The organism is Glutamicibacter ardleyensis, assembly GCF_014644555.1.
Taxonomy (GTDB): domain Bacteria; phylum Actinomycetota; class Actinomycetes; order Actinomycetales; family Micrococcaceae; genus Glutamicibacter; species Glutamicibacter bergerei.
In genome coordinates, this window is the sequence record NZ_BMKX01000001.1 from 264879 (window position 1) to 282965 (window position 18087).

Sequence of the window (18087 nt, forward strand, 5' to 3'; positions counted from 1 at the left end):
CTTGATGGCTCACCAAAATGAACAGCCCTAGGCTGTGGTGCTTGTTCTGCTACCGCCAAAAAGAATCATGACACAAAAATGGTCAGCTAGGTGTAAACGTACTTCTTCAACATTTTATGAGTCGGTACAGTGCACGAATGCCGTGGTGGACCCAGGTTCAATTTCGGTGCGTCCAGCGTCTTGAATCACTGGGCCTGAAGCCTTCGCGCGCAGCTTGTCGAACTCGGCGCGCGGTAGTTGTTTGATCCCCACCGGGGCATGCGATTTCAACCAGTTTTCAATGAGTTCTGGCTGTGCTTCGGTCAGCCAGGCAAAAAGGGCATGAGCAGCTTGCGCTGCGGCTTTGCCCGTGGACATCTCCAAGGATTTATTGAGCACAATATTCACGTGCGCTACCAGCACTTCGTCACTTTTCGGGAGCTCAGTTCCGGAAACCTGAAGCTTAGCGATCAGCTTGGGTAGATCAGCCGCGGGCAAGGGTGGCAGCCCCACGGCCTGCGCTTTACCAACTTCGCTAATCATTTGCTCGGGGAAGAGTTCTAGCACTTTGGCGAACATCTTCGGATTAGCCCGGCGCACGGATTTTGCGAACGCTTGGCTGGCCCAGACCTGCCATTCGTCGTTTTGTGGGTCCTGCAGGTAAGCAATCACCGCCGCGCGGGCTACCGCCGAAATTCCCTCGTCCTCGGTGGACGGGTCTTCCTTATCGATCCGCAAGATGATGGGCTGCACTAATTCGTCTGGTTCTCGTTCAGTATGCTCACTCACCAGTCCATTCTAGATGCGGCGCTCTCGACATGCAGCGTTCCAGAGTTCTCTCCAACCTCACCATTTGGCGCACGGACGGCCAGGCACCGGTTTTGAATGCCGATACCACTATTCCAGCATGATCATCCGCGAGTGGTCGATGCAGTGCTTGCGAGCGGCAAGGCTTGCAAGCAGGCCGGCGACTTGATTGGCGTGAATGCTTTCGCGGATCAGATGGCTCAGAAATATTTGGCGGAGGGCCCCAAGTTTGTGAACGTCGGTGCCGAAGTGTCGATTCTGGCTCGAAACACCGAAACACTGGCAGCAAAGTAGTTGCTTCCGGCGCCGCTTCACCTATGGTCAGTGCGACGGTTAGGGGCGCCCTAGGGAGTTCATGGCAATCAGCCGCTTCGGTGTACGAACCTTGTAGGAGAACAATGACTTCTTAAGGTCCAAAATCGCGTGACGCACGCACCGCGGTAGACAAGGCAGTGGTCCTACTGCGCGTTTTCGGCGAGGAAGCCTCCACTGGCGTTGGGGTCAGCGAATTAGCTCACCGCGCCGAGTTTTCGGGATCTACCGCATTCCGGATCCTGATATCCCTGCGATTAAATGGTGTCGTGGACCGCGCTGGCAACGCTTACCGACTCGGCAAGCGGATCCAACTTCCGGGGACAAATTCAAGGAAACTTGGCAGACCTCATTTTTAGTACCTGGAATTCTAGGACGTAGTCTGGACTGCATGAACTTCGCCCACTCTGACTCGCAGATTTTCTACGCGGTGGCCTCGCCTGGACAAGTACAGTTGGCGGCCGAAAAACTTGGCGGACCCGCAAAAATCCTAGGCAGCGAAGCCGGCCGGGCTGAAGGCTTCACTCATCAGGAAGACCGCGAAGCATTTACCGCTTCTCGAACGCTGTTGCGACTGCTGCTCTCCTACGTCACATACGGAGAGCTTGATCAATCATCAGACGTGGACATTTCGCGGCATTGCATCTCCTGCAATTCCAGCGACCATGGCAAGCCAACAACGCCACATCACTCAATCTCGTTGTCCAGAACTAGAGAACTAGTCATTGCTGCCGTGGGCCCTAAAGACTTGCGCCTTGGCACCGATATTGAACGGGGCACCGCGCTGAGCCCGCGGGGGGTCTTTCCCGGCTTTGACCAGATCGCGCTAACGCCTGCCGAACTCAAACTGGTGCACCGGGACAAGGCCCCAGATGACACAAGGCTTTTGGCGTGGACCGCCAAAGAAGCACTGCTCAAGGCGGATGGCGCCGGTTTACGACGTGAACCTTCAACGGTGAGGGTGCTCTCGCCTGCGGTGTTAAAGGCGGCCCGCCGCAACAGATGGGCTGGTTCTAGCCACCTTGCCGGGTACAGCCTTCGCTGGCTCCCGGTGCCAGCCACGCATGTGGCGGTGCTTGCCGCTTCGACGCCTTTGCCTGTTCAAGAACTCGGCGCGGAAATCTTCAAAACGACACTGAGCTGACGATTCGTTTCTAGATGTTGATGAAGGTAATGAGTATTCTGGCGGGTTTCTCGGCATAAACGGCGTGCACGACTCCGGCTTCGAGCCGAATAATCCCGCCGTAGTTGAGGTGATGGGTTTCTTCACCCACGCTGAAATCCACTTCCCCATCAAGTACTTGCACGATAATTGGCGTGCCGGCTTTATGCTCGGCGAGCTCAACATCTGCGTCGAAGGCGATCTGCACCAAGGTGGCTCCCGAGCCGGCGCTGAGGCGCTTAGCCGAATACCCTCCAGGCTTTATCGGATTCGCCTGCTCCAAATCGCCAAGTTCCTGCGCCAGGAGGTTGCTTGCTTCCTTCGTATCGTTATTGTCCACCACGAACATTCCTTTACTTCAGGTGATGCCGGATTTCCAGACCCCGGTCACTTCCGAGTATCTCAGAGATTACCGTTCTTGCACGCTCAATGGCCTTCGGGCTTCAACGAACTAATATGAGCGTCGTTTGCCCTTACGGACAATCAGGAGAATAACACTGACCAACATGGCTACCGCAAGGGTCACCAAGGACGGTATGAGCCAGTCGGTTTGCCCGATGGAGCCTTGGGTCAGCTCACCAAATTGGGCCAACGAACCACCGACGGAACCCACCGGATTTTCCAGAAGTGTGACAACCGCGGAGATTACCGCTGGCATGATCCATTGGATAGCTAGGGCGATACCCCAAACCACCAAATGCCAGATCTGCAAAAATCCGAGGAAACCCAATACTAAACCAAGCACCAATGCCCCGGCATAGGTTAAGGATGAATAGATCTCCGGCTCTAAGGGAGTATAGGTTGCCACCATCTGCAGCCATCGCCCCACACTAAAAACGAGCGCGGCTACCAATAGCGCCACGATACTCAGTCGCAATTTGGCAATCAAGAAATACAGCACCTGGCTGATCACAAACGCCGTGACTAAGGCCCAGAGCTGGGTTTGGAGTCCGTCGCTGATTTTCCCTTGGAAAATTTCCGGTGCGTCGCCCCAGATCCATTGGAAAACAAGCCCGACCAGGGCGAGAAGCACACCAATATCGGTCAGGATTGCGAAGCTTGTACCGTGGCGGCCAATCACTCGCGTGAACCAACCACCAAGCAAGGCGATGCTCGCGAAGATGATGATCAGCCCCGCCGCGTCACTCATTGAAGTTGGAAGCATTGGTTGCTCTCGTTGCCCCAACCATAACCACAACCACGGACCAACCGCGAGCAGGACAATAAATAGCCCGGCAATGATCTGTGCCCACCACGGGCTCCAGAACTGACGACTGCTTCTCATACTTAACGTGTGTGCTCCCACGCGCTCATTCTGTCAGAGCCGAGCTAACGTTCCTAGGACCTCGGGACCCGTTTCACCTTTCATTGAGCGCGCCACCGTATCTACGGCTTTGAGAATTTCTCCTCGGAACAAAATCAAAGGGATCCGTAAGCGCTTCTCCAGAGCTGGAGCGAACGCTTACGGATCCCTTGATCAGATGCTTCGATGCCCAAGAACGGTATCTTTGTCCCGTCTCTCAAAACCAACCGTCAAGACATGATGATCTTTTCGGCGATCGGCGCAAGCCATGCAAGGTGGTAACCCGATGACTTCAACTGAGACCAGTAAACATGGAACCAGTCAGTGTGCGCAACAGGCACATTCATGATTGATCAATATGATCACTACAATCAGGGAGACATCGTCTAAAACCTGCGTTTTGCTACGCGCACTGAATTTAGTGCCGTGCATCACTCTCGAGTTCAGGTCCATCGGAGACCCGTTCAAGTTTGATTTTCCTTTCGGCAACTGCCGATGAAAAGAACATCGCCACAATGACAAATCCAAGGGGAAGGTGCAGCGCCTGCCGTAATCCAAATTCATTCCCTATAAAGCCCAGAAGTGGTGGACCGACTAAGAAAGCGATATATCCGATGGTGGCGGCCACCGCGACGCGCCCCGCCGGATCCGCCCCAGAAGCTCCGGCGGCGGAAATCGCCAAAGGGAATGCCAACGAAGTACCAATTCCCCACAGGATGACCGCGGCACCGGCAAGGACTGGGTTGTTCAGGAAAATGACGCCTGCAAGCCCCAGCGCTCCAAGGAAGGCACTGACCGCAAAGGTTCTGCTTGCTCCAAAGCGCCCAATAAACCAGCCACCGCAGAACCGCCCGATAGTCATCGCCAGCGCGAACCCGGTGAAGATCAATGACCCTGCGGCTGGATCAAACCCGTGCCCGTCAACCATCACCAATGGCAGCCAGTCATTGGCCGACCCTTCGGCGAGCGCCATCGCCAAAACGATAAACCCGATCAACAGCAAGCGTGGGTCCGTCCAGAGTTTGGCTGCGCTCGGCGATACGGACTCTTCCGTGCATGACCTGTCAATTTTCCCTGTGCCTTGCGGAAGGTAACGGATAACGTACAGAAATAGTGCTAGCGAAAGCAGCCCGCTGAACACCAAATGCCAGAGGACTGGAAAAGCGATTGAAGTGAAAATAATTCCTGCGCTGGCGCCAATGACCGTGCCAAGGGAGAAGAATCCGTGAAGACTCGCCAGGAACGGTTTCTTAATGAGTCGTTCAATCTCGGCGCCTTCCACATTCATTCCAACTTCTGCGCTTCCCATACCGGCACCGAAGAGAAACAGCCCAGCGGCCACGCACCATTCAAGTTGGAAGTGGGCGCTAATTCCAATGAGCGGCATCGAGGCGATCACCGCTGCAGAGCCGGTGCGGATAACCGGACGTGCGGCAAACCGTGCAACAAGTTTTCCGGAGAAGATGATGCCGAGCATGGAACCGACCGATAGTCCGAAGAGTACGAGGCCCATCTTCGCCGGGGTGGCTTCCAGCAGGTCTCTAATGGCCGGGGTGCGCGTCACCCATGAGGCCATACTCAAGCCGGGCAGGAAAAATAGTGTGTACAGGGCCCAACGACGTTGGGTAATGGTCGGTGACAATTCCGCTCCTGGTGCGGGTGCTGGCAGTGCCGAAATCGGCATTCAATCTAAAACTACACAAGTTTCGGATTCTCTACTTGCTCACCGGCGCCTTAGATCAGTCAAGATCTCCGGTGACTTCCTCACGGGCTTGGGCGTAACGATGCTGAATGTAGTTCTCTAGTTCTACCCGCTCCACCCGCCACATGCCACGGCCACCAATTTGAATAGCAGGAAGCTCACCGCTTTTCACCAGCGCACGAACTTGGGGAAGCTTTACGTTCAATTCCTCGGCAACATCCTCTAATCTCAAAAACCTCATATCTGAAAGGTTACTGCGATTTAGGATCATTTGGTATGAAACCGGACAAGTTGTTCATAAGTAATGCTTTGTGATTCGACGCAAGCCAAGCCATGGCACATAATGGGTTAGACGCAACAAAACCGGTCAGACCGTGCAACACAGTTGGGCATGGCTGGTCATTTTGACTAAAATCCTATGAAGGCACCTAGGCCGCGGACCACCCAACATGGCAGCACAGGAGAATCTCCACATGAATTCGGAAACGTATCAGCTCGATGAGACCGACCGCCGAATTCTGTTGGCTTTAGATAATGATCCACGTGTACCGATCATGATGCTCGCTCAGCAGCTAGGCCTGGCACGCGGAACAGTGCAGACGCGTCTTGAACGCCTGGCTCATTCCGGTGCTTTGCGCCCGAATACCGCCCGTATTCTGCCAAGTTCTATGGGCCGTGGAGTCAGCGCGTTTGTTAGCGCCGAGTTGAACCAGTCGAGTCTGAATGAGGCCATCGATGCGTTGCGTCGCATCCCAGAAGTCTTAGAATGCGTTGCTCCTGCGGGGGAAACCGATCTGCTGATTCGCGTCTCGGCCACCGATCCAGATGACCTGTACCGAGTCTCTGAAGAGATCCGCTTATGCCCTGGGATCACTCGCACCTCAACCTCAATGATTCTGCGTGATGTTATTCCCTACCGCACCACTGCGTTGCTCTCGAAGCTGAGCGGAACCAAGAACTAGTTTCTAGCCTTGCACCAGATCTAAGGTCCGTGCCGGAAGATGCTTGCGAGCGGCATAGACACAAACCATGCTCAATAGGCAAAGCCCGATAAGTAGCGCAATAAACCAGAGGGGATCAGCAAATGGTCGCCACATGGCAAAGAGCGTCGGGAAGCTAAAGCCGATAAAGCACACGGCATAAAACCGTCCCGTAAGTTTTCCGATTTCGCCAGACCCTGCAAGGTCAAGTACCTGGCTAAGCCCAGCGACCAGTAATACTCCGTTGGCCGAACCCGAAATGAGGAAGGCTATATAGCCCAGTGCTTCAGATCCGCTGAGATACACCAGGATCATCAATGCGAATGCCAGCACTGAGAGGATGAGCCCGGCCATCAGTACGTTGATCTTGCTGGTGTCGTTATAGCGTTTGGCCAGGGGCTGGACCAGTACGCCCATTCCCATAGTGATAACTACCGCGGCAGTAGTGAAAAACAATGATGACTGACCTGCTGCCGAGCTTAACGCGGGAACGATAGCAAAACCACTTGCCGCTAGTCCAAAGACCCATGGGGCTGCGGGAAGCACCACGAGTTTAAATCGTTTGAGATTCTCGGGCGTGGTCACAGTCCCAGGCCTACTGCCCTGAACCGCCTTCTCTTCCTTGACCGTAGTGATAAGAAATAACCACGAGAGCGCAGCGACCGCGTGAATTCCATAGGCGAGTTCTGGGCTTGCGCTCGCGCCCACAATAGTTCCGGAGATCATTGGGCCGATGGCAAACCCTGCCGACGTGCACAGTGCCGCTCGGGTTGCTCCTGCAGGTCCCACACTGAGTACTTTAACCCAGCTGGTCACCGCCACCATGGCTAAGCCCATGCCCATTCCGGTAAAGACTCGTCCGGCATATAATCCGGAGTCGTGAACTACCCCGAACATCATGCTGAGCGAGCCGAGCGTCGAGGCGGTCAAAGCGAGGAGGGTGAAAGGCTTGCGGCCAAATTTGTCGGCTAGCGGGCCACCCAGCAGTAGCGTCGGAATCATGCCGAGCAGATAACTGCCCATCACCAGCATTGCTTCAAATTCGCTTAGCTCACGGTGCTGCTGATACCAACTGATGAGTGAAACATACTGGTTAGCGCACCATCCGGTGAGAATCAGGCAGATTCCCGGAAGCCACCACGAGGTTGTGCCCTGTTTCGTCTTGCTGACGCTAATCTTATTTCTCCAGTTCGCGGTACAGTTCGCGTACACGCTCGGCGATTTCATCACGGATTAGGTTCATCCGTTCGGAGCCCGTCACCCCGTCCTCGCTTGGCTCATAGGTGACCCAGCGTTCGGTGGGAATGTTTTCGTTAATGCTGGGATTCGCTTCGCTGCCCAGAATAACTACGCGGTCCACCTGGTCCAATAGTGCAGGGTCAATGCTCTTTGGAATACCTGCGGACATGTCTGCGCCGGCCTCGGCCAGCGATTCAGCAGCCTCGTGATTGATCACGGCGCCAGGGTTTGTCCCGGCCGAATAGCTGGTCACCTTGCCGTCCGAGACGAGGTCCATCAAGGCTGCAGCCATTTGCGACTTGCCTGCATTGCGAGAACAGATAAAAAGAACCGAAGTAGCCATGAACATATTGAACCACCCACTGAGCATTAGTGGGTGGTTCAATAACAATTGTTGAGCGTAGTAAGGATTACTAGCTACCTGGTCTTAATGGTTTCTCCTTTGAAGAAGGCTGGATGTCGCCACTTGGTGAACAGCATGATTGCGACTCCGAGTAGCAAAACACCGACCCCCAGAATGAAGACCATGCCCACGGAACCAATCGCGGATCCTGAACCATAGTCGGGATTCATTGATTCGATGGCGGTGCTGAAGAACATCACCAGCAGCACTACACCGCCAATGAGGGGTGCAAGGAATTTGAAGAAGAAATTCCGGACGCTGGTAAACAACTCAGAGCGGAAATACCAGACACAGGCTAGTGCGGTAATCCCGTAGTAGAAGCAGATCATGAGTCCCAGCGCAGTGATGGTGTCCCACAGGGCATTTTCAGAGATCAACCGGGTCACCACGTAGAACACCGCAGCGGCCGCCGCCGAGACCACCGTGGCAACAGAAGGCGACATGAAGCGTGGGGAAATCTTTGCGAAGCTCGGTGGCAACGCCTTGTAGTAACCCATGGCCAGCAAGGTACGCGCCGGAGAAACCATGGTTGACTGCAGCGAAGCCGCAGAGGAGGAAAGAATCGCCAACGACATCAGAATGGCTAGTGGACCCATAATAGGTCCGGAGAGCACCGCGAAAATTGATTCTTGGTTTGCCTCGTTACCCGCGCCGAGTCCGGTTTGGCCGACTCCGGCCCAGTACAGCACGCCCAAAGATACCGCTAGGTACAACGCGATGATGACGAGCACCGTCCACGTTGCACCCCGTCCGGGAACCTTGGCTGGGTCGGTGGTTTCTTCGTTCATGGTTAGCGTGACATCCCAGCCCCAGAAAACAAAGATTGACAGGGAAATACCTGCGGCGAAGGCGGCGAATGAATCCACCGAGGCCGGGTTGAACATGTCTAAGTTAATTGGTGTCCGGTCAAAAGGGGTACTACTGGTGAACGCCATGATCGCGAAGATCAGCAAGACCGCCACTTGGAAACCAACCAGCACGTACTGGAACACCTTGGTGGCGTTGAGCCCACGATAGGAAATGTAGGCGGCCGCCGCGATGAAGACCAACGTGGTGGGAATGTTGACCCACAGGTTTTTCGTTAAGTCAGCGATTGCTTGGTTTCCGGTGAGCTGGGCGAGGAGGATATAGAAGAAGTCCACCGCCACTGCTGCAAGGTTGGATAAGACGATCACGGTGGCCGCAATAAGTCCCCAACCGCCCATCCAACCGATCATCGGTCCGAAGGCGCGGGTGGCCCAGGTAAATGAGGTTCCAGAATCTGGCATCGCGTTGTTTAGCTCGCGGTAGCCCAAAGCGACCAGCAACATCGGAATGAAACCGGCGAGCAAAATGGCCGGAAGGCTGGTACCAACCACTGCCACGGTGGCGCCAAGCCCGGCGGTCAAAGTGTAGGCCGGGGCAATGCAGGAGATGCCGATGACTACTAGTCCGACTACTCCTACGGTGCCGGTAGACAAACCTTTAGAGTGCAGTCCACTCTCGGGGTGTTCGGCAGTTTCCTGCTTCAGTTCTTGCGACATAGTGTTAACCTTCTGGGTTTATTCTCGGCAGACTTCTGCGTCCGCCAAGAAAACGGGTATTCCCCGCGCGATGGTCTAGTTCGGTATCACTGCCATGGGCACGTGTAACTTACCGAGGATTCGTTGGGCCTTAGCCCCGACAAAGAGACGACGGCTAGCAGCCAAGCGGGAAGAACCCAGAATTGCTATTTCTCCGGCTTCCCAAGTCAACGAGTCAATGGCTTCATCCAAACTCTGACGTGAGATCACTTCGATACTTGCCTGCAGCCCCATGGACTCGGTCAGTTCCGTGAGGAACGTTTTGGTGCGCACCAAATGTGGATCAAGCTCGGTGGCCGGATCCGACACGTCACTATCGGCTACAAGCGTCGCGACGCGTAGTGCAACCTTACGGATCGTGGCGAACTTGGCCGCGTTGGCAATGACCTCGCGCGCTCCCGGACGGTCTCCAACGAATGCTGTCATTCGGGTGATTTGTCCGTTCGCTGCGCGCAACGAGGCAAGAGCCTGCGGACTGGACATGAATACCGGAACAGGTGAAGCGTGCAGGAGTGCATTTGCCACCGCGCCGGGCATGAAAAATCCCGCACGGTGGCGTTTGCGCCCACCTAAGACGATGCCATGTGCGCCAACCTCTTCGGCTAGCTCAATGAGGCCTTCGGCAACCGAGGATACGGAGCGAGCCATCACTTTGGCGCTGACTCCTTGTGGAACTTGGGCTAGCGCGGTAACTGCCCACTCATCAACTTTGGCCGAGAGAATAGAATCGAACCCATGGTCACCACCGGGGTAGATGGCGCTAAAGGGTGTCGTTGCAGGCACCACGATTCCTATGGTTAGGCTAGGCGTTGCGGTTCCCTGCACTAGAGCCGCCGCCAGCTCTAGTGCTTCGGCACCACGCTGATCTGCGGTGTATCCAACAAGCAAGTTCATGGTTAGGCGTTGACCTTATCTAGTGGAGCCACACCGTCATAGCTTTCGTCATAGCTGCTTCCCTCTAGCTGCGCAATGATTCGAGCAGCGCTACGACGTCCCATGCGTACCGCACCATCGACATGCTGGTAGCCCTCACCGGCAAGATCTGAAGAGGAGAAGTACAGCGGTCCTACATTGTCGTTCTGGACTGAGCCAAAGCGAGCCAGGCCGCCAAGGTCATAGCTGGTGGCGTAGGCGCCTCGGGTCCATTCTTCGGCCCCAAAATCGGAGAGGTAGAAGACCTTAGGTTCCAAAGCCTTATCGCCGAGGAAGTCGGCAATTCCCTGCAGGATCTGCGATTTGCGCTCTTCTTCGCTTAGCTCCCACATGGCGTCAGCATCAACATCGGAGATAAATCCGACCAGGGTGCCGGTGCTTTCTCCGGTGTAGGTGTTGTCGTAGAGTTCCTGGACCACTGAGTTAGGTCCGAAGCAGGTTCCGGAAAGTCCCGCTTCACGCCAGAAAGGTGTCTCGTAAACTGCGTGTACCTTGATGACCAATCCCATGGACTGGTGCTGGTGGGTGACCAGTTGCTTGCGTGGAAGCGCAGGAACGTAGCTGATACGTGAGTACAGGTTCGGCGGAACCGCAATCACGGCTTTTTTAGCCTTGACACTCACCGTCGCGCCGTGGGCAATCACGCCATCTTCGGACCATTCAAGTTTAAGTACCGGATTTTCTAGGTACACGTCATCGCCTAAGCGTTCGGCCACCGTCTTGGAGACTCCCTGCATGGTGCCAACGATACGGCGGTCTAGAATGAAGTCTTCGTCTACAAGATTGTCGAAGGACCCAGCCGAGGAAGCCATGAGCACCGCTTGGAGCGCCGAGAAGGTGTGGGCGGGTTTGGTCAGCATTCCACCGGCGATAAATAGACCCACGTTATCGCAGGCAAGTTCATCGGTGCTGTGCTCGCGCAGGAAATGATGGAAGGAGATCATATCGAGTTCTTTAGCCTGTGGGTGGTCCCACGGCTTGTCCGGATTCATTTGTGCTGCGAGGTCATTCATTACCTGGACCAGCTTGTTCATCTCGGCCACGGTGCCAGGTGCAACTGGGAAATCTTCACCTTCGTAGGCAATGGTTTCGCCCTCGGCAGTGCGGTACAGGCTTTTGCCTTCCTTGTAACGCTCGAAGGTTTCGATGCCTAGTTCGTTGATTAGCGAGTACAGGCCGGTTTGGTCCGGGCTAATCCACTGCCCGCCAATTTCAATGGTCGCCCCGTCCATTTCTTCGCTCCAGGTACGTCCGCCGACACGGTCGCGGGCTTCTAGGACTGCCACCGATTTCCCACACTTTTTCAGTTCATAGGCGGCAGTGAGACCCGATGGGCCGGCCCCGATAATGACGACGTCGCGTTCAATCTGTTTCACAATAATCCCCTTCAACACTAAATGAATTTGGTTCATTTACCTCTGCGTATAGCATAGGGTACGAAGATGCTCTTGTGAAGCATGCCACGTCAGGGGGAAATTGGAATGAGTACCGAGAGTCCTCGACGGGCCGGCAGGCCACGCACCGCCATACTCAATCGTGATCGCATTACCGAGCACGCGCTGAGCTTAGTCTCCCAAGATGGTTACGATGCACTGACCATGCAGCAACTCGCGCGATCTTTAGGGGTATCCCCTTCGGCGCTCTACAACCATGTCGATTCCAAACATGACCTACTGCAATGGATCCAGGAACTGGTCATGGCTCAGGTAGATACCTCTGCGTTTGGGAAACTCGATATTCACGATGCCCTGATCCAATGGGCAACGAGCTACCGAAACGTTTTTGCGTTGCACATCCCGCTAATTCCGATCATCGCGGTGCTACCGGTAGCTAATTCCCCGCGCACCATTGCAATGTATGAGCATGTGGCCGAAACACTGAAAACCCATGGACTGGCCGAATCCGAAGTGATTCCCACAATCGTGGCCCTAGAGTCCTTCATCTTTGGATCGGCAATGGACACCGGCGCACCGCACGACATCTTTGATACCAGTAATCACCGCGAGGCGACCCCGCACTTCACTCAGGCAGTGGCTGCGCAACGAGCCACTGGGGTCAACACCAGTGACGACTCTTTTGGACGCGGACTACGCGCCTTAGTGACCGGACTACTAGCATCGCGAGACCTTACATGAGCCAAGAATCCCGCCCTACAGGAAACCGCCGACTTTCTGCCAAACAATGGACTGCAATTGTTCTGGGAATTATCGCACTAATATTTATTTTGCAGAATCTGAATTATGTTCGAGTGGAGCTACTGATATTTCATACCAGCGCCCCGCTCTGGGCAGTGCTCAGCATAACCTTATTCATTGGTTATTTGATTGGGCGCTTCTCTAAGAAACGGGATTAGTCCTCTACTAACGCCCACTCGCCAACTTCTTCGCCTTCGGCGTCGAGGATGTCTTCCTGGGCACCGGCTTCAAGTGGGTAAAGCGCAATATTTTTAGACCAATCCGAGAGAATCTTCTGCAGCTCTTCCAGCGGCTTGAGTTGCATACTCTCGGAGTCAAAATTTACTTCCATGACGAAACGCATGTTGGGCTCCAATCCCTAGGATTATCGCCATCCTATGCCCAGAAAACTTAAATTACGAGACTTGCCAGCCCGTCTTCAAAGTGCTCACCTACAGGGAATCTGGTTCTCCATAGACAACAAGGGCGAAACCAGCTGGTTTCGCCCTTGTTGTCAGAAAATTTGAGAGCCTACAGTGCTGCACCCATGCTTGAAAGGGAGGAAATCGCTTCGTTGCCACCGACCTTGTACAGGGCTAGAAGAAGTCCTCCAAAGACAATCCCCATCACTGCACTGAAGCCGAGGGACACCTTGACCAGTGAGCGAACTTCCTGACGGCTAACGGAGGACTCGTTGTTCAGGTAGGTCATCGTTCCCTGACTGATTGTCTGGACCGGGGTGCGCACCGAGGTGCTGAGAACGCCCGCGGTGATCACGTTGGACGCCGAATCCATTTCGCCACCACGCAGGTAGGCTACCGTCGAACGATTCTTGCGATCCTGGCGGAATTTGATAATACTCTCGCCATGGCGGGCCAAGAGTATGTCTTCGCCAAGAGGGATCGCACCCATTGTTTTCTCCTAAAGTTTCAATAACACTGTAATTCCAGTAAAGCCCATAAAGTTTTCTCTTTAATACAGAACCCCCTTATTCGTTCACAAGGTCACAGGAGACTGTGATTGAATCGGCATGATTTCCAATAAAATTCGATAAGAATGGTGACCTGTGTCATTTTATGAAAACTATTATGGAATGTCATTCATTCGTTAGTTGCTGGCGAGAATTTGGCTACTTTCATGGGGAATCGCACCACACAACGTCCTTTGCCTACGCGGCGCTACGAAACCAAATGCAAAATGAGGGCCGAAGGAACCTTGCGATTCCATCGGCCCTCATCAAGCTGCGCTAGTCCTAAAGAGCTATGCGGCTTTCATCTGCCTTTGTTTACCGTCACGTTTAGCATCGTGAATTGCCACTGCCAAGTCATGGTTCGTCAGCTCATCCGGAGACGTAACTGCGTACTTTCTTGCCTGTCGCATTAGCGATTCGCGAATCTGCGACGCATGCGTCCGACGATACTTCGCAACCAGATAGATACTGGCACCTGCTAATACCGTAAGGGTGACCAGTGCGGTTAGTAGAGTAACTTCAATACCCATTGCCTTCTCATCCTCCTCAAACCTCAACCGGAAAGGTGACCGTCATAGTTAACCTAGGGCCCTAGTCATTCAGGGCCTCATCACATCTCGTCTCAGAAGAGAACATTGATCTTAGCATTTTTATTCGAATAGGTCAAATACTTGTAGTGAGAGAATACGAATTTGCAGGTAGTCAGCTGACATTCGACAATCGGCATGACGGGACGAGATACAAATAATTTGATCGTTCCCGGGGACTAGTACTCGTCAGTTCCGTGGCTATGTTCGAAGACTAGGGATGTTTGAGTGGTCGCCACCGCAGGGTTGGCGGACAGGTTGTCCAACACAAATTGTCGGACGTCGGCTGAGTTACGGACGGCAATATGTAACACGAAGTCATCGGCTCCGCCCAGGAAGAATAACTGCTGCACCCCGGGCTTAGACCTCATTTCCGAGGCAAAGGTAGCCATCAGATGCCTTGCACCTGGCCGGATTTTTACGAAGATCAATGCTTCGAGCTCACGGCCTAGGACTTGGGGGTTCACCTCAATGGTGAATCGTGAAATAACACCCGAATCGCGCAAACCGTTCAGTCGAGCCAGACATGTAGAAGCCGCAATACCCAGTTCCTCAGCCAACGAATTATTGGTTCGCCGCGAGTTCTCTGAAAGCAAGGACAACAGACGACGGTCTAACTCGTCGAGTTGCGCCGTGCGCTTTTCGCCGGAGGCAGGATTGTTTAGCATTAAGTGGCACCGGCTTTCACTGCTACATCTTTAGACTTTGAAAAACTCGTGAGATTCCCACGCGATAGAACTACAGCATAGTAAATTTATGTCTCGTCTGACTTCGCCGCCGGAGACTTACTCTGCCGTAATCGAAAAACCAGAATAACAATGACGGAAATGAGTAGAACGCCTCCCACAAGGTACGGCCACTCCAGTGAGAGCCAAGCATAAAATATCGCCATGCCAATGGTCGTGTATATCAGTGCCCAAGCTAGCGCTCCCACAGTGACCGCGGGAAGGTACCGTCGCAACGGCATTCGGCTCACCCCGGCGGTCGCGTTCACGGCGGATTGAATGCCGATGGTAAGAAAGCACAATGGGACAGCGAGCATTCCCCACCGAGCAATGAATCGTTGTGCACGCTGATACATCGCCCCGTGCAAGATCTTTTGATACCGGGTATTCTCAACTCCGCGCGCCACAGCGCGGCCCGCCCAGTAGGTCGCGTTGCCACGCAACATTGCTCCAATGAAGAAGAAAGTAAAGGTCACCGTAAAAGGTGCTTCATTTACCAACCAATTTATTGTCATTACCGGCTACGGAACGCTTTTGATTTTCAAGACCAGCGCGGCACCAAGCAGGCTGATCACTGCTGAACACATGAATAACGTTGAATAACCGCCTAGCCACGTCACCGAAAGCCAAGCAATAAGTGGAGCAAACACTTGTGGCAGCGAGTTCGCAATATTAATCATGCCCAGGTCTTTACCGCGAGAATCCTCGAACGGCAGCACCTGTGTAAGCAAGGCAAAGTCGACGGCGAGGTAAGCGCCAAATCCAACCCCGAGAAAAACGGCAGCGAAGATCGCAGTGGTGAAGGTAGTCGCAAAGGCGAGGGTCAACGCAGCCCCAGCCACAATGACCGAGGAGATGATCACGTATTTCTTGCGTTTTCCATCCCGGTCAGAGAGCCGACCGGCAATCACCGAGGAGAAAATCACGCAAAAGGCGTAGGTCGCTGTCAGGATCAGCACGCCGGTGGCGGGTTCTGGGTGGCGCAACTTGTCCTGCAAGAAAAAGAGCAGGTAAACCAAGCACAGCTGGCTGCCCAAATAGAGCAGGAAACGGGAGAGCCAAGCCCATCCGAAATCTGTGTGCTGCATCGGGTTGATCCAGAAGCTCTTGACGAATTCCATGAGCTTTAACGGTTCTAACGCACCCTTTGGAAGCGGAACATCTTGCCGCAGCAAGACAAAGGGAATCGCGCAAATGGCTACGGCCGTTGCAACAATCGCATAGCCGAACACCAGATTTGAGGCCGCAAACATGCCGATGACTGCACCAATAAGTGAGCCGCAGGTCTGCCCCAACGCCACCATCCCACCGACAAGGCCACGTTGTTCCACCGGCACCTTGTCCGGGATGGCGGCAAAAATCGCGGCTAAAGCTGCATTGCCAGCTGCCTGCATCAGTGCCCAGCCCAGTACCAGCATGCTCACCGTTTGGGCGGTTGACATGAGTAGCAGCGCTAACGCTCCGCACACCGTGCCGCACAGAACCCACGGAACACGCCGGCCAAATTTCGAGGTACTCCGGTCGCTCAGAGCCCCGAAGAGTGGATTTGCCACCAAAGAGACAGCGGCACCAACACCGGTCACGAGCGAAAGAATGGCGGCCTTCTGGCTGGCATCTAGCTGTTCAGCATGTAATCCAAGGAGTACTTGAATCGGCGCGAAGAAGCCAACATTAATCCCGATATGAACGGTGACAACAGCTGCAATCCAGCCAACGCCGACTCGTTTGGTAGGGATCTTGAGAGCTTCGGGGACACCCGAATTACGTTCCGTGATCATGCTTTTTCCTGCCGTCCAAGGTCACGCGGACCAACACTGGAGTCTTGCAGTTCTTCAATGCTCGGCGTGTAACCACGTGCGATGAGCCGTTTGACGGCTTTCGACATCTGACCACCGTCAATCATCGAAGCGGCTACCAAATTTCCTGCTTCGTTAAGACCGAAAAGTACCTGTAGCTGCCCACGACGGTTCAACCGCGATACGTGCTGTGTGGCCCGGGTAAAGTCCCCCACCGCTTCGATATGGCTGTCATGCCTGTCAGACCAGAACCACGGCACCGAATGGGGCCGTGCGTCGCCTCCCATGATGGTGGCCGCGGCAATCGCTGCGTCTTCCATGGCTGCTTCCCAGTGCACGGCACGGGAGCGTTGAGTCATCCGTGCGCCATCGCCTATGGCCAAAACCTGACGGTACGTGGTGGTGCGTTGCTGATCATCGACAAGTATTCCGTCGTTGATCTCTAGCCCCATCGCTTGTGCGAGGGTAGTTTCGGGCTCGACTCCAATGGCAGCGACGAGGATTTCCGCCTCGATTCGTTGCCCGCCGACCACCGCGTAGCCCGCACCGGCCTCGGCGAGTTCACCAGATAATACGGTGATCCCGTGCCGGGAATGCTCGGCATGCAAGACTGCAGCCATCTCGACGCCTAGGACGTTGGACAGCGGCGCCTCTGAGTTGGAAACGAGTGTGACCTGAGCGCCGAGCATTTTTGCGGTGGCCGCAAATTCTGCCCCGACTAGGCCCGCACCGATGACCAGTACGCGCTGCCCGAACATTCCATCTTCCAGTGCGGCCGAAAGATCAGCCGCATCGGTGGCGGTATGCAGGCTACGTATGTGCTCTGTGCCCGGCACCTGAAGTTTTTTTGGGGTGGTTCCGGTAGCCAGCACCACCCATTCATCCTCGGCGGTGGGGGCAATTAGCTCGGTAACTTGTTCTTGGATGAGCGAAACACCGTGTTGTTCAAACCAGGCAGGTGGAACAAAGTACTCGCGCTGCAGGGATTTGCTCAGCGGTGGCCGGTCATAGGGCAGTCCCTCGGGGTCGCTGATTTTGATGTTCCCGGCATAACCCTTGCTCACAAGTTCGCGCGCGAGCGTAAAACCGGCAACACCACCGCCGACAATGTGTACTGACGGCATCTAGATATCTAGCTCCAAGTTTCCGTCGACTACGGCAACTTTGTACGTGCGGGCATCTACGGTGGCAGGCATGCACTGCACCTTGCCGGTGCGCATATCGAAGCTGGACGAATGCATCGGGCATTCAACTTCGCAGCCTTCAATCCAGCCGTCGGAGAGCGAGGCTACCTCGTGGGTGCACTCGTCCTGCAACGCGTAGAAATTGCCATCATCGGCGTGGAACACCGCAATGTCCTCGCTGGCGCCGCTTTCGCTGGCGGGAACTAGTAAGGCTTCGCCTTCGGGTAGCTCGTCTGCAGGGCCTACCTTGTAGCTCACGATGACTCCTT

At 54.6% G+C, this 18087-nt stretch carries 22 protein-coding genes and 1 pseudogene; 5 read left to right on the forward strand and 18 right to left on the reverse strand.

What is annotated here, in order from left to right:
• Positions 1–114 precede the first annotated feature (114 nt).
• Complete coding sequence (locus IEX04_RS01220) at positions 115–768, reverse strand: peptidyl-tRNA hydrolase (RefSeq protein ID WP_188683080.1); 654 nt, start codon at positions 766–768, stop codon at positions 115–117.
• 96 nt (positions 769–864) lie between these two features.
• Here IEX04_RS01220 and IEX04_RS01225 point away from each other — a divergent pair, with 96 nt between their 5' ends.
• From IEX04_RS01225 to IEX04_RS01235, 3 genes and pseudogenes are all read left to right on the forward strand, one after another.
• A complete protein-coding gene (locus tag IEX04_RS01225) occupies positions 865–1080 on the forward strand; it encodes a hypothetical protein (RefSeq protein WP_188683082.1) in 216 nt (71 codons plus the stop codon).
• Between the two features lie 155 nt (positions 1081–1235).
• Positions 1236–1457 (forward strand): annotated as a pseudogene (locus tag IEX04_RS01230) (helix-turn-helix domain-containing protein); the annotation flags it as partial.
• 32 nt (positions 1458–1489) lie between these two features.
• Positions 1490–2242 carry a 4'-phosphopantetheinyl transferase family protein gene (locus IEX04_RS01235; RefSeq protein ID WP_188683084.1) on the forward strand — a complete coding sequence of 251 codons (753 nt, stop codon included), beginning with the start codon at positions 1490–1492 and terminating at the stop codon, positions 2240–2242.
• Positions 2243–2252: 10 nt separating this feature from the next.
• Here IEX04_RS01235 and IEX04_RS01240 read toward each other — a convergent pair whose 3' ends face one another.
• The 4 genes from IEX04_RS01240 to IEX04_RS01255 all read right to left on the reverse strand — a co-directional run bounded on the left by IEX04_RS01240 (position 2253) and on the right by IEX04_RS01255 (position 5506).
• Complete coding sequence (locus IEX04_RS01240) at positions 2253–2600, reverse strand: cupin domain-containing protein (RefSeq protein ID WP_170947766.1); 348 nt, start codon at positions 2598–2600, stop codon at positions 2253–2255.
• A 111-nt stretch (positions 2601–2711) separates the two neighbouring features.
• Positions 2712–3545: a hypothetical protein gene (locus IEX04_RS01245; RefSeq protein ID WP_188683086.1), complete on the reverse strand. Its 834-nt coding sequence runs from the start codon at positions 3543–3545 to the stop codon at positions 2712–2714.
• 436 nt (positions 3546–3981) lie between these two features.
• Complete coding sequence (locus IEX04_RS01250) at positions 3982–5205, reverse strand: MFS transporter (RefSeq protein WP_188683088.1); 1224 nt, start codon at positions 5203–5205, stop codon at positions 3982–3984.
• A gap of 97 nt (positions 5206–5302) precedes the next feature.
• Entirely contained in the window at positions 5303–5506 is a 204-nt protein-coding gene (locus IEX04_RS01255) for a helix-turn-helix transcriptional regulator (RefSeq protein WP_229676933.1), read from the reverse strand.
• A gap of 232 nt (positions 5507–5738) precedes the next feature.
• Here IEX04_RS01255 and IEX04_RS01260 point away from each other — a divergent pair, with 232 nt between their 5' ends.
• Entirely contained in the window at positions 5739–6227 is a 489-nt protein-coding gene (locus IEX04_RS01260) for an Lrp/AsnC family transcriptional regulator (protein ID WP_096254888.1), read from the forward strand.
• Positions 6228–6230: 3 nt separating this feature from the next.
• On the opposite strand, the gene IEX04_RS01265 is transcribed toward IEX04_RS01260, so the two are convergent.
• From IEX04_RS01265 to IEX04_RS01285, 5 genes are all read right to left on the reverse strand, one after another.
• Complete coding sequence (locus IEX04_RS01265) at positions 6231–7472, reverse strand: MFS transporter (RefSeq protein ID WP_229676994.1); 1242 nt, start codon at positions 7470–7472, stop codon at positions 6231–6233.
• Entirely contained in the window at positions 7423–7854 is a 432-nt protein-coding gene (locus tag IEX04_RS01270) for an arsenate-mycothiol transferase ArsC (protein WP_308422397.1), read from the reverse strand. Before IEX04_RS01270 ends, IEX04_RS01265 begins: the two co-directional genes overlap by 50 nt.
• Before the next feature lie 47 nt (positions 7855–7901).
• Positions 7902–9410 carry an APC family permease gene (locus IEX04_RS01275; RefSeq protein ID WP_188683094.1) on the reverse strand — a complete coding sequence of 503 codons (1509 nt, stop codon included), beginning with the start codon at positions 9408–9410 and terminating at the stop codon, positions 7902–7904.
• Between the two features lie 75 nt (positions 9411–9485).
• Positions 9486–10343 (reverse strand): universal stress protein, encoded by an 858-nt coding sequence (locus tag IEX04_RS01280; protein ID WP_188683096.1) that lies wholly within the window; start codon positions 10341–10343, stop codon positions 9486–9488.
• A 2-nt stretch (positions 10344–10345) separates the two neighbouring features.
• Positions 10346–11758: a flavin monoamine oxidase family protein gene (locus IEX04_RS01285; protein ID WP_188683098.1), complete on the reverse strand. Its 1413-nt coding sequence runs from the start codon at positions 11756–11758 to the stop codon at positions 10346–10348.
• 105 nt (positions 11759–11863) lie between these two features.
• Between IEX04_RS01285 and IEX04_RS01290 the strand changes: the two genes are divergently transcribed.
• Positions 11864–12517 (forward strand): TetR/AcrR family transcriptional regulator, encoded by a 654-nt coding sequence (locus IEX04_RS01290; protein WP_188683100.1) that lies wholly within the window; start codon positions 11864–11866, stop codon positions 12515–12517.
• Between the two features lie 214 nt (positions 12518–12731).
• Here IEX04_RS01290 and IEX04_RS01295 read toward each other — a convergent pair whose 3' ends face one another.
• The 8 genes from IEX04_RS01295 to IEX04_RS01330 all read right to left on the reverse strand — a co-directional run bounded on the left by IEX04_RS01295 (position 12732) and on the right by IEX04_RS01330 (position 18076).
• Entirely contained in the window at positions 12732–12920 is a 189-nt protein-coding gene (locus IEX04_RS01295) for a hypothetical protein (protein WP_105678397.1), read from the reverse strand.
• Between the two features lie 167 nt (positions 12921–13087).
• The gene (locus IEX04_RS01300) at positions 13088–13468 is read right to left on the reverse strand and encodes a hypothetical protein (protein WP_188683102.1); all 381 of its coding nucleotides are present in this window, start codon (positions 13466–13468) and stop codon (positions 13088–13090) included.
• A gap of 348 nt (positions 13469–13816) precedes the next feature.
• Entirely contained in the window at positions 13817–14056 is a 240-nt protein-coding gene (locus IEX04_RS01305) for a hypothetical protein (protein ID WP_188683104.1), read from the reverse strand.
• 236 nt (positions 14057–14292) lie between these two features.
• Positions 14293–14781, reverse strand: a complete 489-nt coding sequence (locus tag IEX04_RS01310; protein ID WP_188683105.1) for an Lrp/AsnC family transcriptional regulator — start codon at positions 14779–14781, stop codon at positions 14293–14295.
• Positions 14782–14867: 86 nt separating this feature from the next.
• Entirely contained in the window at positions 14868–15314 is a 447-nt protein-coding gene (locus tag IEX04_RS01315; protein WP_229676935.1) for a DedA family protein, read from the reverse strand.
• 45 nt (positions 15315–15359) lie between these two features.
• Entirely contained in the window at positions 15360–16616 is a 1257-nt protein-coding gene (locus IEX04_RS01320; protein WP_188683109.1) for an MFS transporter, read from the reverse strand.
• Positions 16613–17758 carry an NAD(P)/FAD-dependent oxidoreductase gene (locus IEX04_RS01325; RefSeq protein ID WP_188683111.1) on the reverse strand — a complete coding sequence of 382 codons (1146 nt, stop codon included), beginning with the start codon at positions 17756–17758 and terminating at the stop codon, positions 16613–16615. Before IEX04_RS01325 ends, IEX04_RS01320 begins: the two co-directional genes overlap by 4 nt.
• The gene (locus IEX04_RS01330) at positions 17759–18076 is read right to left on the reverse strand and encodes a bifunctional 3-phenylpropionate/cinnamic acid dioxygenase ferredoxin subunit (RefSeq protein WP_096254875.1); all 318 of its coding nucleotides are present in this window, start codon (positions 18074–18076) and stop codon (positions 17759–17761) included.
• Positions 18077–18087: the final 11 nt, after the last annotated feature.